This is a genomic window from Paraburkholderia sp. BR10872 (assembly GCF_040965835.1).
Taxonomy (GTDB): Bacteria; Pseudomonadota; Gammaproteobacteria; order Burkholderiales; family Burkholderiaceae; genus Paraburkholderia; species Paraburkholderia nodosa_A.
The window spans coordinates 48,906-62,599 of the sequence record NZ_JBFRCN010000027.1; the positions used below are offsets into that span (position 1 = coordinate 48,906).

14 protein-coding genes and 1 riboswitch are annotated in these 13,694 nt (G+C 66.1%); of the genes, 11 read left to right on the plus strand and 3 right to left on the minus strand.

The features are described from left to right. Nucleotides 1-6: 6 nt before the first annotated feature. The 5 genes from AB4Y43_RS21280 (at nucleotide 7) to AB4Y43_RS21300 (ending at nucleotide 5,018) form a co-directional block, all read left to right on the plus strand. Nucleotides 7-831 (plus strand): ABC transporter permease, encoded by an 825-nt coding sequence (locus AB4Y43_RS21280; protein WP_368728716.1) that lies wholly within the window; start codon nucleotides 7-9, stop codon nucleotides 829-831. A gap of 70 nt (nucleotides 832-901) precedes the next feature. Further along, on the plus strand, nucleotides 902-1,804 hold the full coding sequence (locus AB4Y43_RS21285; RefSeq protein WP_368728731.1) for an ABC transporter permease: 903 nt from the start codon (nucleotides 902-904) through the stop codon (nucleotides 1,802-1,804). After that, nucleotides 1,801-2,841: an ABC transporter ATP-binding protein gene (locus tag AB4Y43_RS21290; RefSeq protein ID WP_368728717.1), complete on the plus strand. Its 1,041-nt coding sequence runs from the start codon at nucleotides 1,801-1,803 to the stop codon at nucleotides 2,839-2,841. The genes AB4Y43_RS21285 and AB4Y43_RS21290 overlap by 4 nt, the downstream gene beginning before the upstream one ends. Nucleotides 2,842-2,863: 22 nt before the next feature. Then, complete coding sequence (locus tag AB4Y43_RS21295) at nucleotides 2,864-3,691, plus strand: phosphodiesterase (protein WP_368728718.1); 828 nt, start codon at nucleotides 2,864-2,866, stop codon at nucleotides 3,689-3,691. A 112-nt stretch (nucleotides 3,692-3,803) separates the two neighbouring features. Continuing rightward, entirely contained in the window at nucleotides 3,804-5,018 is a 1,215-nt protein-coding gene (locus tag AB4Y43_RS21300) for an MFS transporter (protein WP_368728719.1), read from the plus strand. 16 nt (nucleotides 5,019-5,034) lie between these two features. Here the strand turns inward: AB4Y43_RS21300 and AB4Y43_RS21305 are convergent, their stop codons facing one another. After that, nucleotides 5,035-5,577 (minus strand): bacterioferritin, encoded by a 543-nt coding sequence (locus AB4Y43_RS21305; protein ID WP_256094991.1) that lies wholly within the window; start codon nucleotides 5,575-5,577, stop codon nucleotides 5,035-5,037. Nucleotides 5,578-5,633: 56 nt separating this feature from the next. Beyond that, on the minus strand, nucleotides 5,634-5,795 hold the full coding sequence (locus tag AB4Y43_RS21310; protein ID WP_028204224.1) for a DUF1328 family protein: 162 nt from the start codon (nucleotides 5,793-5,795) through the stop codon (nucleotides 5,634-5,636). Between the two features lie 170 nt (nucleotides 5,796-5,965). On the opposite strand from AB4Y43_RS21310, the gene AB4Y43_RS21315 reads away from it, so the two are divergent. Beyond that, nucleotides 5,966-6,103 (plus strand): entericidin A/B family lipoprotein, encoded by a 138-nt coding sequence (locus tag AB4Y43_RS21315; protein WP_042264962.1) that lies wholly within the window; start codon nucleotides 5,966-5,968, stop codon nucleotides 6,101-6,103. A gap of 183 nt (nucleotides 6,104-6,286) precedes the next feature. Here the strand turns inward: AB4Y43_RS21315 and AB4Y43_RS21320 are convergent, their stop codons facing one another. Next, nucleotides 6,287-7,171, minus strand: a complete 885-nt coding sequence (locus tag AB4Y43_RS21320) for an EamA family transporter (RefSeq protein ID WP_368728720.1) — start codon at nucleotides 7,169-7,171, stop codon at nucleotides 6,287-6,289. A 792-nt stretch (nucleotides 7,172-7,963) separates the two neighbouring features. Here AB4Y43_RS21320 and AB4Y43_RS21325 point away from each other — a divergent pair. The 5 genes from AB4Y43_RS21325 (at nucleotide 7,964) to AB4Y43_RS21345 (ending at nucleotide 13,606) form a co-directional block, all read left to right on the plus strand. Continuing rightward, the gene (locus AB4Y43_RS21325) at nucleotides 7,964-8,371 is read left to right on the plus strand and encodes a GreA/GreB family elongation factor (RefSeq protein WP_342945925.1); all 408 of its coding nucleotides are present in this window, start codon (nucleotides 7,964-7,966) and stop codon (nucleotides 8,369-8,371) included. A gap of 97 nt (nucleotides 8,372-8,468) precedes the next feature. Beyond that, nucleotides 8,469-8,598: riboswitch (TPP riboswitch) on the plus strand. A 104-nt stretch (nucleotides 8,599-8,702) separates the two neighbouring features. After that, a complete protein-coding gene (thiC, locus tag AB4Y43_RS21330; RefSeq protein ID WP_069268169.1) occupies nucleotides 8,703-10,634 on the plus strand; it encodes a phosphomethylpyrimidine synthase ThiC in 1,932 nt (643 codons plus the stop codon). Nucleotides 10,635-10,846: 212 nt separating this feature from the next. Next, nucleotides 10,847-11,068, plus strand: coding sequence for a glycine zipper 2TM domain-containing protein (locus AB4Y43_RS21335; protein WP_368606296.1), 222 nt, complete (start codon nucleotides 10,847-10,849; stop codon nucleotides 11,066-11,068). A 318-nt stretch (nucleotides 11,069-11,386) separates the two neighbouring features. Beyond that, a complete protein-coding gene (locus AB4Y43_RS21340; RefSeq protein WP_368728721.1) occupies nucleotides 11,387-11,776 on the plus strand; it encodes a hypothetical protein in 390 nt (129 codons plus the stop codon). A 231-nt stretch (nucleotides 11,777-12,007) separates the two neighbouring features. Beyond that, on the plus strand, nucleotides 12,008-13,606 hold the full coding sequence (locus AB4Y43_RS21345; RefSeq protein WP_368617721.1) for an L-lactate permease: 1,599 nt from the start codon (nucleotides 12,008-12,010) through the stop codon (nucleotides 13,604-13,606). Nucleotides 13,607-13,694 lie beyond the last annotated feature (88 nt).

The following is a 13,694-nucleotide window of genomic DNA, read 5'->3' on the forward strand; positions in this document are numbered from 1 at the left end:
ACTTCCATGCATGACCTCACTTTTCCGCTGCGCTGGCGTGTGGCGCTCATCGCGCCCGCGCTCGCGGTGTTCCTCGCCTTCTGGCTGCTGCCGATGATCGCACTCGTGCAGGTGAGCGCCGACGGGCACTTCATCGAAACTTATCGCGCACTCCTGACGAATGGCCGCTACATGAGGAGCCTTGGCGCGACTATCGCGCTCTCGGCCGCCGTGACCGCGGCAACGCTCGTGATCTCCACGATCTGCGGCCTTCTGCTCGCACGGCGCACGTTCGCCGGGCGCCGCGCGCTCGTCGCGCTGCTCACGTTTCCGCTGGCCTTTCCTGGCGTGGTGGTCGGCTTCATGGTGATCATGCTCGCCGGCCGCCAGGGGCTCATCGGCGCGCTCTCGCTGCGGCTCACCGGCGAGCGCTGGGTGTTCGCGTACTCGATGGCGGGACTCTTCGCGGGCTATCTGTACTTTTCGATTCCGCGGGTGATCGTGACCGTGATCGCCTGCGCAAGCCAGCTCGACGGCTCGCTCGAAGAGGCCGCGCGATCGCTTGGCGCGTCGTCGTGGCGCGTGCTGTGCGATGTGATCCTGCCCGCGCTCGCGCCCGGCCTCGTCGCCTCAGGAGCGATCTGCTTCGCGACCGCGATGGGCGCGTTCGGCACGGCCTTCACGCTCGCCACCGACATCGACGTCCTGCCGATGACGATCTATACCGAGTTCACGCTCAACGCGAACATGGTCACCGCAGCCGGCCTCTCGATCGTGCTCGGTCTCGTGACGTGGGCGGTGCTCACGCTCGCACGCAGCGTGACGGGCGCGGCCGTCGCGGCCACGGCATGAGCACGCTGTGGTTTTCGAGGACTCCAGAATGAATTCGGTCGTCAATCCCGCCGCAACGGCTGCGCAAGACATGCACGAAGCGCCCGGCCAGCCGCCCGCCGCGCGGCGGCGCTTCGCCCGGCCCTCGGTGCGCGCATGGATTGCGTGCGCGCAATGGCTCGTCACGCTCGCCACCTGCGCATTTCTCATCGTGCCCGTGGTGATGTCGATCCTCGCGGGGCTTACCGTCAACTATTTTCGCGGCGTCGCGAGCGGCCTTACGCTGCGCTGGCTCGACCAGGTCTGGGCGCAGTATCACGCGAGCGTCTTTCTCTCGCTCGAAGTGGCGGCCGCCACGCTCGTCATCACGCTCGTGACCGGCGTGCCCGCGGGCTATGCGCTCGCACGCAGCCGCACGCGCCTCTCGCGCCTGATCGAGGAATTGCTCGTGCTGCCCGTTGCGCTGCCCGGCCTCGCTTCGGCGCTCGCCCTGCTCGTGGTGTACGGCGGCTTCAGCACCTTTCGCATGAGCGCGGCATTCATCGTGGTCGGCCACGTGGTGTTCACGCTGCCGTTCATGGTGCGGCCCGTGGCAGCCGTGTGCGCGTCGGCGGACCTGCGCACGCTCGAAGAAGGCGCGGCGAGCCTCGGTGCGAGCTTCTGGCAGCGCTTCACGACCATCGTGCTGCCCAATGCACGGCCCGGCATCGTGGCGGGCGCGCTCGCGGTGCTCACGCTTTCGATCGGCGAATTCAACCTCACCTGGATGTTGCACACGCCCGACACCAAAACGCTGCCAGTCGGCCTCGCGGACACCTATGCGTCGCTGCGCATCGAAGTGGGCAGCGCCTACACGATCCTCTTCTTCGTCATGACGATGCCGCTGCTCGTGGCGATGCAATGGCTCGGCGTCGACGTGCCTGGCGCCTCGGGAAAGCCCACTGGCAAGCAGCGCCTCGCAGGCCAGCAAAATAGCAACAAGGATTCCGAATGAAACTCGAACCGATCCCGATTACGCTCACGCGCTGCGCGAAGACGTTTCGCGGCACGCGCGTGCTCGAACCGCTCGACCTCGCGATCGGCGCCGGCGAAACGCTCGTGCTGCTCGGCCCTTCGGGCTGCGGCAAGACCACCACGCTGCGCATGATCGCGGGTCTGGAGACGCCCGACGCCGGCGGCCGCGTGGCCTTTGGCGACGAGGACGTGACCGCGCTGCCGATCGAGCGGCGCAAGGTCGGTATGGTGTTCCAGAACTACGCCCTCTTTCCGAACCTCGACGTGCGCGGCAACATCGGCTATGGCCTGAAAATCCAGCGCGTTCCCGCCGCCGACGCGCGCGCACGCGTGGACGAATTGCTCGCGATGATGCGTCTCGAAGCGCACGCGACCAAGCCCATCAACCAGCTTTCGGGCGGCCAGCGCCAGCGCGTGGCGCTCGCACGCGCGCTCGCGCCACGCCCGCGTGTACTGCTGCTGGACGAGCCGCTCACCGCGCTCGATGCGCGCCTGCGCGATACCTTGCGCAGCGAGATGAACACGCTGTTGCGCGAGCTGGGCGTGACGACGGTCTACGTCACGCACGATCAGGCCGAGGCGATGGAGCTGGGCGACCGCATCGTCGTGATGAGCGCAGGCCGCATCGAGCAGATCGGCACGCCGCGCGAGATCTATTTCCGGCCTGCGAGTCGTGCGGTCGCGCAGTTCGTCGGCACGCTCAACCGGATCGCCGGAGAATGGCAAGGTGGCATGCTGCGCACGAGCGGCGGCGCCGTGCCGGCCGGCCCGTACCAGACGAGCGGCACCGCCGAGCTGTATTTCCGCCCCGAAGACGCCACGCTCGCCGACCCTGTCGGCGCGCAGCTGCGCGGCGTGATCGAACAGGCGACCTTTCTCGGCGAGCGCACGCGGCTCACGATCGGCGGCGCGGCGCCCGATGCCCTGCTCGTCGACGTGGCGGGCCGCGTCGAGCTGGCGCGCGGCACGCCGGTCGGCATTTCGATTGCCCCTGAAGCGCTCATCGCGCTCGCGTAATTCTTACTCAATGAGGACTACCATGCTGCTCGCCCAGATCAGCGACCTGCACATCAAGCCACCGGGCGCGCTCGCCTATCGCCGCGTCGATACGGCCGCGAGCCTCGCACGCACCATCGCGCGGTTGAACGCGCTCACGCCGCGCCCCGACGCGGTGCTCATGACCGGCGACCTCGTCGACCAGGGCTCGGTCGAGGAATACCGGCACCTCAAATCGCTGCTCGACACGCTCGAGATTCCGTACTGGCTCCTGATCGGCAACCACGACGCGCGCGAGCCGCTGCGCGAAGTATTCGCCGATCGGCCCGAACTGCGCGAAGGCGGCGAGTTCATCCAGTACGCCGTTGACCTCGGCGCGCTGCGCGTGATCGCGCTCGACTCCATGCAGCCGGGGCAAAGCGCGGGCACACTCTGCGCGACGCGCCTCGCGTGGCTCGCGCAGCAGCTCGATGCGGCGCGCGGCAAGCCCGTGATCGTCGCACTCCATCACCCGCCGTTCGACTGCGGCATCGGCCACATGGATGCGATTCGGCTCGACGACAGTGCCGCGCAGGCGCTCGAAGCGCTCGTGGCGCACCATCCCAACGTCGAGCGCGTGCTGTGCGGCCACGTGCACCGGCCCATGTTCGTGCGCTTCGGCGGCACGATCGCTGCGGCCGTGCCGGCGCCGGCCCACCAGGTCACACTCGACCTCGCACCCGATGCGCCCTCCACCTTCACGCTGGAGCCGCCCGCCTTCGCGATGCATCGCTACGATCCGCGGGGCGGGATCGTCACGCATCATGGCTACGTCGATCCATTCGACGGACCGTATCCGTTCTACGAGCCCTCGGGCAAGCTGATTGCCTGAAAGCGCGACAGGCGGCGCGCTCCCGGGCCGCCAGCGCGATTGTGCGCGCTCCGGTATGATCGGCACGCTCGAAGCCTGCCTTTCGCATCACCGGGCGCCGCCCGCATCGCACATGTCCACACCTGATTCCGCAACCGCTGGCGCAAGCCAGTCGCTGCGCGGCCTGCTGCTCCTGCTCGCGACCATCGCGGGCGTCACGGTCGCGAACATCTACTTCAACCAGCCGCTGCTCGACGATTTCCGCCAGAGCTTCCCGGCCGGCGCCGCGTGGATCGGCGCCGTGCCGGCCGGCACCCAGCTCGGCTACGCAGCGGGCATGCTGCTGCTCGCGCCGCTCGGCGACCGCTACGACCGCCGCCGCATCATCCTGCTGCAAACCGCCGGCCTGTGCGTCGCGCTGCTCGTCGCGGCCACGGCGCCCTCGCTTGCCGTGCTGGTCGGCGCGAGCCTCGCGATCGGCATCCTCTCCACCATCGCGCAGCAGGCCGTGCCGTTTTCCGCGGAACTCGCGCCGCCCGAGGCGCGCGGCCACGCGGTGGGCACGGTGATGAGCGGCCTCTTGCTCGGCATCCTGCTCGCGCGTACGGCGGCCGGTTTCGTCGGTCAGTACTTCGGCTGGCGCGCGGTATTCGGCGCGTCGATCGTCGCGCTGCTCGCGCTCGCGCTCGTCATCGTGAAAAAGTTGCCGAAGAGCCAGCCGACCTCGACGCTCGGCTACGGCAAGCTGCTCGGCTCGATGTGGCATCTCGTGCTGGAGCTGCCCGGACTGCGTGAAGCATCGGCGACCGGCGCCTGCCTCTTCGCCGCGTTCAGCCTCTTCTGGCCCGTGCTCACGCTGCTGCTCGCGGGCGAGCCGTTCCATCTCGGGCCGCAGGCGGCGGGCCTGTTCGGCATCGTCGGTGCGGCGGGCGCGCTGGCCGCGCCGATGGCGGGCCGCTCCGCCGACAAGCGCGGGCCGCGCGCTGTCATCACGATGTCGATCGCGCTGATGGCGCTCGCGTTCGTGATCTTCGCATTCTCCGGCACGAGCCTGATTGGCCTCGTGATCGGCGTGATCGTGCTCGACGTGGGCGTGCAGGCCGCGCAGATCTCGAATCAGTCGCGCATCTACGCGCTGCGCCCCGAGGCGCGCAGCCGCGTGAATACGGTGTTCATGGTCTGCTACTTCATTGGCGGCGCGACCGGTTCCGCCGTGGGCGTAACCGCGTGGCACGCATTCGGCTGGATCGGCGTGTGCGCGGCGGGCATCGCATTCACGGCGCTCGCCGGCTGGATTCACCATGCAACGCGCCCGCGCATGGGCGCGGGCGCGCGGACTTCTTCCTGAGGGCTGGCGTCAGGCGTTATTTGCTCGCATACAGCAAATCGGTCATATCGTCGGCGTGCTCTTCCTCCGTCGCGAGGATTTCCTCAAAGATGCGTCGCGTCGTGGTGTCGTCATGACCGAGATAATTGATGATCGCGCGATAGCTCTCGATGGCGATGCGCTCCGCGATCAGATTCTCGCGGATCATGTCCTTCAGGTCGACCCCCTCCTTGTATTCCGAGTGCGAGCGCTCGAGCAGCGTTGCCGGCGAGAAGTCTGGCTCGCCGCCTAGCTGCACGATACGGGCCGCGAGCATATCGGCGTGCTGCTGCTCCTCGGTCGCGTGCTGGAGAAACTCGGCCGCCACCGACTCGGACTCGATGCCCTTCGCCATGAAATGGTGCCGCTTGTAGCGCAGCACGCACACGAGCTCCGTGGCGAGCGAATCGTTGAGCAACTTGAGCACGGTCTCGCGATTCGCGGGGTAGTCCGACGTGACCGGCCCCTGGTCGAGATTGCGGCGCGCCTCATCGCGTACGCGCTTGAGATCGAACTCAAACGAAGCGTGTGTCTTCGACATCTGACTCTCCTTCGAACATGACATGCATGAGTGGGATTGGGTTTCGCATGCGCGCGTCATCGGTGCATCACGCCTAGCAGCAACGTGACGACGAAGACCACGAGGAAGATATAGAACAGGATCTTGGCGATTTCGGCCGCGCCCGCAGCGATTCCCGTGAAGCCGAACACGGCGGCGATGATCGCGATGATGAAAAACACGATGGCGTAGTGAAGCATGGCGTAGTCCTCCTTGTGGGCGGATGTGCTGCGCTATGTCGCGCCTGCGTCAGCGCTAGCGCAAGCCGCGGACCCGACGCCTGCGCACACGCAGACGCATGGCGGCACAAATGACCGGGCACGCGACATGCTGGAGAGTGACCTCCTTTGACACCGTGGAGGACTTCCTCATGAAACGCCTGATTGCCCTCTTTCTCGTTACCGCATCGCTGGCAGCGCTCTCGGCCTGCAACACGATGGCGGGTGCCGGCGAGGACGTTTCCGCAGGCGGCCACGCCCTCACGAATTCGGCGGAAAAGGCAAAATAGTGTCCGGCAAACGGTAAAGGCGCCGGAATGACGGCTAACGCGTGCGCGTAGCCCGTACGTACGCTACCGGCATCAATCACCGGTGAACGACGAAGTCGCGGCCGCTGTGCGCCTCACATGCGCAGCGGCCGCGCGCGCAACGCGGCGCGATGACGCGAGGCGCGTCGCGAAGGCAGGATGAACTCAGGCAGTGCGGCGGCGGTCGTCGAACAGGAACGACAGACCCACGCTGCCGAGAATCAGCACGGTCGCGACAACGGTTGCGCTTGTGACCGGCTCGCCGAGCAGCAGCGCGCCGAGTGCGACGGCAACAACGGGATTCACGTACATGCAACTGCTCGCGACGAGCGGGCTGGTATGGCGGATCAGGTAGCCATAAGCGACGTAGGCCGCCATCGTGCCGATGAAAAGCAGGTAGAGAAACGCCACGAGCGGCAGGAAATGCAACTCGCCCATGCGTTCGCCGCTGATCCACGCGACCGTCGTCGAAATGGCGCCGCCCAGGCCGATCTGCAGCGCCGTCGCGACGAAGAGATCGGTCGGCAACGTGAGCTTGCCCGCCAGATGCGCGCCGATTGCCCAGAAGAGCGCGCCGCACAGAATCGCGAGGCTGCCGCCCGCCGAGCCGGCCGCGGCGCCGCCGTGGCTCAGGATGGCGATGCCGACGAGGCCGAGCGCGACCGCGGCCCATTCGGCCTTTGCCACGCGCCGCCCGGTGACCGCCGAGATCACGGTCGCAAAGAGCGGCACCGTGGCGACCATCACGGCCGCCTTGCCGGTGCCCACGGTACGCATGCCGTAGGCGAGCATGCCGCTCGACAGGCCCACGAGCAGCGTGCCCACCACGCCCGCGTTGCGCACTTCGAGCAGCGTCGGCATGACGGGCCGCCGGCGCATGGCGAAGACGAACAGGCCGATCCCGGCGAGCAGATTGCGCAAGCCGGAAAGCAGGAGCGGCGGGAAAGAATCGAGCGCGACTTTCACGCCGAGATACGTCGAGCCCCAAACGAAGTAGACGACGGCGAGCGAGAGCGCGACGCGCCCGGTGCGCGATTGCGGCAGTCGCACGGCGCGCGCGAAACGCCATAGCGCGGCTGCGACCTGGTGGGCCCCGGCGAAAAAAGATTGAGTGTTCACGTGGAAAGGCAAACGGGGAGGCATCGTCAATTCACCGCGGCAGGTGAAAGGCAGGACCGCGGGCGCCCCGGCAGCAAGGTGGCGGGACGTGTGAAGCTCGACGGCATGGTGCAGATGCGCAAAAACGCGAAAAAAGACGGAGTACGAAGGACACCCGGGACGGGCGAAGCGCATTATGCAACAACGCCGGGTGTTGCGGATGCTTTCAGGATGCTTTATGCGCAGCGATTCGTTGCGTGCGCGTCACAGTGTGAGCGGCGCAAGCGAGGACCGCGGATCGCGCACCATATTGCCGTGTAACGGCCGCGTTGCGCCGCGCTGGGAAGACCGTGCTAGCATGACAAAACCTTTCGCTTAACTTTCACCAACCGGATTTCATACACGCCGCTCGCCATGCTTTCGCTCGTTTCGCGTCCCGTATTCGCCTTGCCGCCGCGTCATTTGCGCGGCGCGTCGGCACGCGTACGCGCCGAGCGCGAGCGAACCGCGCCGTGGCCTCTCGACACCCGAGCGCGCGCCCTAGCTACTCTCTCCGCTCCGCTTTACGCCGCCCGGCGTCCGCACTGAACCGCCTCCCCAACCCATCGGAGCCGGTCGGTCGGGCTCCGGGCCGATCCGTTACACCGCCGTTACGCCCCGCTGCGGCCCGCGCCCGATTGCGCGAGTTCGCTCCCAGCCCTCGCCGTTACCTCGAATCTTTTCTGGACCGCAAGGAAGACTGCCATGTCGAAGAAAATCCGTTACTTCACCGAACTCGATGTCGCCCGCCTCGAAAAATGCGCCGCGGAACCCGGCGCCGCGCCCGCGCGCCAGGCCATGCTCGACGAACTCCTCGAACACGCCGTGATCGTGGAATCGCGCGACATGGCCGCCAACGTCGTGACGATGAACTCGCAGGTCACGCTCGTGGACGAGCGTAACGGCGCATCCCTCACGTACACCGTCGTCTATCCGCATGAGGCGAACGTCGACGCCGGGCGCCTGAACGTGTTCTCACCCGCGGGTCTCGCGCTCCTCGGCGCGAAGCGCGGCAACACCGTGCGCTTCACGACGCCGGGCGGCGCGGTCGAAACGCTGAAGATCGAGCGCATCCTGTTTCAGCCGGAAGCTTCGAAGGATTTCACGCTGTAAGCTCGGCCCATACTACACATCGCGACACCCCGCGCCTGGCACATCGCGCGCGAGATGGCACTTGCCAGATCGTCGCAGCGCGGTGTATCGTTTGGCCTTGCTTACGCGGGGGTCCTGCGTCATGCGCCGCATCGAACGAAAGTCGTGCAGCGTATTTCGCGGGTGAGAAATACCCTTTGAACCTGATCTGGATAATGCCAGCGCAGGGAAGCGTCCGGACTTCGCAACATCGCTCAGCGCCTCACCTCATCACAGCGAAGTCCGTCCACGTTCCGTCTCGTCTCCTGCTAAGCCGCTGTTCCCACTTTGCTTTGCATGGAGAGAGAGACGCATGAACGCGAATCCGAAGTTCATTTCCGCCAACGCGCACGTCGACGAAGCCGCGATCGCGCCGCTGCCCAATTCCCGCAAGATCTACGTGACCGGTTCGCAGCCCGATATCCGCGTGCCGATGCGCGAGATCACGCAGGCGGATACGCCCACGGGCTTCGGCGGCGAGAAGAATCCGCCGATCTACGTCTACGACACCTCGGGTCCGTACACCGACCCTGAAGCGAAGATCGACATTCGTGAGGGCCTGCCTGCGCTGCGTCAGGGCTGGATCGAAAAGCGCGGCGACACCGAAGCGCTGCCGGGCCTCTCCTCCGAATACGGCCGCGAGCGCGCCGCCGACCCCGCGACTGCCGAACTGCGCTTCCCCGGCCTGCACCGCACGCCGCGCCGCGCGAAGGCCGGCAAGAACGTCACGCAGATGCACTACGCGCGTCAGGGCATCATCACGCCGGAGATGGAATACATCGCGATTCGCGAGAACCAGCGCCGCGCCGAGTATCTGGAAAGCCTCAAGGCGAGTGGCCCGAACGGCGCGAAGCTCGCGGCGATGATGGGCCGCCAGCATCCGGGCCAGGCGTTCGGCGCAGCCGCTTTCGGCGAGAACGCGCTCAAGGCAATCACGCCCGAGTTCGTGCGCGACGAAATCGCGCGCGGCCGCGCGATCATTCCGGCGAACATCAACCACCCGGAAAGCGAGCCGATGATCATCGGCCGCAACTTCCTCGTGAAGATCAACGCGAACATCGGCAATTCGGCGGTCACTTCGTCGATCGGCGAAGAAGTCGATAAGATGACGTGGGCGATCCGCTGGGGCGGCGACACGGTCATGGACCTCTCGACCGGCAAGCACATTCACGAAACGCGCGAGTGGATCATCCGCAACTCGCCGGTGCCGATCGGCACGGTGCCGATCTACCAGGCGCTCGAAAAGGTCAACGGCAAAGCCGAAGACCTCACGTGGGAAATGTTCCGCGACACGCTCATCGAGCAGGCCGAGCAGGGCGTGGACTACTTCACGATTCACGCGGGCGTGCGCCTGCAATACGTGCCGCTCACCGCGAACCGCATGACGGGCATCGTCTCGCGCGGCGGGTCGATCATGGCCAAGTGGTGTCTCGCACATCACAAGGAGTCCTTCATTTATGAGCATTTCGAAGAGATCTGCGAAATCATGAAGGCATACGACGTGAGCTTCTCGCTCGGCGACGGCCTGCGTCCCGGCTCGATCTACGACGCCAATGACGAAGCGCAACTCGGCGAACTGAAGACGCTTGGCGAGCTCACGCAGATCGCGTGGAAGCACGACGTGCAGGTGATGATCGAAGGCCCGGGCCACGTGCCGATGCAGCTCATCAAAGAGAACATGGATCTCCAGCTCGACTGGTGCAAGGAAGCGCCCTTCTACACGCTCGGGCCGCTCACCACCGACATCGCGCCGGGCTACGACCATATCACCTCGGGCATCGGCGCTGCGATGATTGGCTGGTTCGGCACGGCCATGCTCTGCTATGTCACGCCGAAGGAACACCTGGGCCTGCCCAACAAGGACGACGTGAAGGAAGGCATCATCACGTACAAGCTCGCGGCGCATGCGGCCGATCTCGCGAAGGGTCACCCAGGCGCGCAGGTGCGCGACAACGCACTGTCGAAGGCGCGCTTCGAGTTCCGCTGGGAAGACCAGTTCAACCTCGGCCTCGATCCGGACAAGGCGCGCGAGTTCCACGACGAAACGTTGCCGAAGGACTCGGCCAAGGTCGCGCACTTCTGCTCGATGTGCGGCCCGCACTTCTGCTCGATGAAGATCACCCAGGACGTGCGCGACTTCGCGGCCAGGCAAGGCGTGAGCGACGACGAGGCCCTCAAGAAGGGCATGGAAGTGAAGGCGGTCGAGTTCATCAAGCAAGGCGCCGAAATCTATCAGCGCCAGTAAGCGCTGACTTCGGGCTGACTCAGGGCTCACTACGCCCCGGCGGGCGCTCGCCGCCCGCCGAAACATTTACTAACGATTCCCACAACTCTCTGACAAGCGCACACACCCTGATACGGGTCGCGTGGCTAGCATGAGGGTGTCGAAGGCGCAGCGTGCGTGCCAGCGCGCGCCGCACCGCACACTCGAACGCATCATGCGTAGGGAGTCGAAAAATGAATACGCTCAAACGTGCACGCACGCTATTCACGGTGACGACACTCATCGCCGTGCTGGGCAGTCTTGGCGCTTGCGACAACATGTCGAGACGCGACCGCGATACGGTGATCGGCGCGGGCGTGGGTGGCGTGGCCGGCGCGGCGATCGGCGGCAATGCGCTCTCGACCGTGGGCGGCGCAGCGGTGGGTGGCGTGATCGGCAATCAGGTGGGCAAGTAAGCGTTAGCGCCAGTACGGATCGACGATGCGGCTGCACGACGGGCTGCACGATCGAAGCGACGGCACAGAGCAGAAACGACACGACAGGCAACACGCCATCCACGGCGTGCATCAGGGAAGGATGCGCGGCGCAGACCCTCACGGGCTGCGCCGCGTTTGCTTGGGTCGATGTCGTCGCAGCGGCACGGCTACGTGAAATATTCTGTTAACGAAGCACGACGCAAAGCGCGTTGGTACGGCGTAAGCTCGAACGAATCAGACGGCCCGAGCCCGATGGCGATCATCCTGCGCGGCCGTTCGCCACTCGCGGAGCCCGCCATGAAACGTCCGTCTGTGCTTGTGATCGCCGCCGCGAGCGCGCTCCCCGCGCTTTCCGGCTGCTACTACTACGCCCCCTACGGCTACCCGCTCTACTACTACGGCACCGTGCCCGTCGCCGCCACCCAGCAGGAAACCGCGGTCGTGCAAACGGCGCCGAACCCCGCGCCTGCCGCCGTGCCCGACGCGCAGTATCCGGGACCGCTCTATCCCTCGCCGCCGGTTGCGATCGCCGTGCCTGCGTGGCCGGCCTATCCAGCATATCCAGCGGTCTACCCCGCGACCTATCCCGCGTACTACCCTTACCCTGCGTACGGCTGGGGCTGGGGCGCGCCCGCCGTCTCTTTCGGCTTCGGCTACTGGGGCGGCGGCAGGCACTGGCATCACTGATGTTCACGCACCCAGCCACGCCGCGAACTGCGCCACAAAACGGTGCCGGACCGTACTTTCCCTCCTTGACGCTCCCGTCTCGTTATCTATCCTCCAAGTGGGCTAGCGGGGATTGAAGCACCGCCTTAACTCGGCCGCCTGGCCGGGCCCTGAACTCCACAGCCGACGACGCGCCCCGGCGCATGCTGCCGCACTGCTGCGCCGATAACGAACCAGCATAAAGGAGACGTGATGTTCCACCAGCTGTTGACCCCCATCGGCAATTCGCTGCTGTTTTCGTTTCTGATCGCCGTGCTGCCGATTCTCACCGTACTCGCCCTGCTCGGCTGGGCGCGGCGGCCCGCATGGCAAGCCTCGCTCGCGGGGCTCGTGGTCGGTCTGATCGTCGCGATCGCCGGCTGGCAGTTTCCGGTCAATCTCGCGATCAGCTCGGTGCTCGCGGGCGTGGTGTTCGCACTCTGGCCGGTGATGTGGATCGTCGTCACGGCGATCCTGCTCTACAACATCGCGCTGCGCTCGGGCCGCTTCGCGGCGTTTCGCATGTGGTTGCTCGACAATCTGCCCAACGACCGGCGCATCGTGCTCGTCGTGGTCGGCTTCTCGTTCGGCGCGCTGTTCGAAGGGATTTCCGGCTTCGGCACGCCAATCGCCATCACGAGTTCGCTGCTCATCATGCTCGGCTTCCCGACGCTCGAGGCCCTGACCTTCACGCTCATCTTCAACACGGCGCCTGTTGCGTTCGGTGCGCTCGGCGTGCCGATCACGGTGCTCGGCGCGGTCACGCACCTGCCCGCCGATCTGCTCGGTCAAATGGTCGGCCGCCAGTTGCCGTTCTTCGCCTTGCTGCTGCCGTTCTATGTCATCGCGATCTACGCGGGCATGGGCGGCATGCTGCGCATCTGGCCGGTGCTGCTCGTCTCGGGCGGCAGCTTCGCCCTCACGCAGTTCATCACCGCCAACTTCATCAACTACAGCCTCACGGACGTGCTCTCGTCGCTCGTCTCGCTGATCCTCACCATCCTGTTCCTGCGCGTGTGGAAGCCCGCGCCCGATCCTCGCTTCGCCATCAAGGTCGATCGCGCGAAGGAAGCGCGCGGCGCCGTGACGGGCGCGCAGGGCTGGTATCCGTGGATCATCGTCGCGGCCGTCGTGATCATCTGGACCGTCGCGCGGGTCTTCACGATCGGCGAGGTGAAGGTGCCGTGGCCGGGCCTCGACAAGGCCGTCTACATCACGCTCTACAACACGCCCTATGGCGCGATCTGGGACTTCCAGCCGCTCGCCACCGGCACGGCGATTCTCGTCGCGGCGATCATCACCGCGTTCGTCGTGCGCCTGAAGCCCGCCGATTTCGGCGTCGCGATCGTCGATACCTGGGTGCAGACGCGCATCGCCATCCTCACGGTCGCGACCATCGTCGGGCTCGCGTTCCTCATGAACTACTCGGGCCTCACCTATACGCTGGGTCTCGCGGTGTCTTCGGTCGGCGCGTTCTTCCCGCTCGTTTCGGCCTTCCTCGGCTGGGTCGCGGTGTTCCTTTCGGGCAGCGACACCTCGGGCAATGCGCTGTTCGGCAACCTCCAGGTGGTAGCCGCGAAACAGCTCAATCTCAACCCCATCCTGATGGCGGCGACCAACTCGTCGGGCGGCGTCATGGGCAAGATGATCTCGCCGCAAAACATCGCGACGGGCGTCGCCACCACGGACCTCAAGGGCCAGGAAGGCATTGTGTTCGCGAAGACGTTCAAGCACTCGATCCTGTTGACCGTGTTGCTCGGCATCCTCGTGTGGCTGCAGCAGAACGTGCTCACCTGGATGATTCCGCACTGAATACGGCTCGCGCGCGGGCATGAAAAAACCCGCCTGCGCGGCGATGCGCAGGCGGGTTTTCTTTTGCGGCCTTGAGCCAGACAACGCT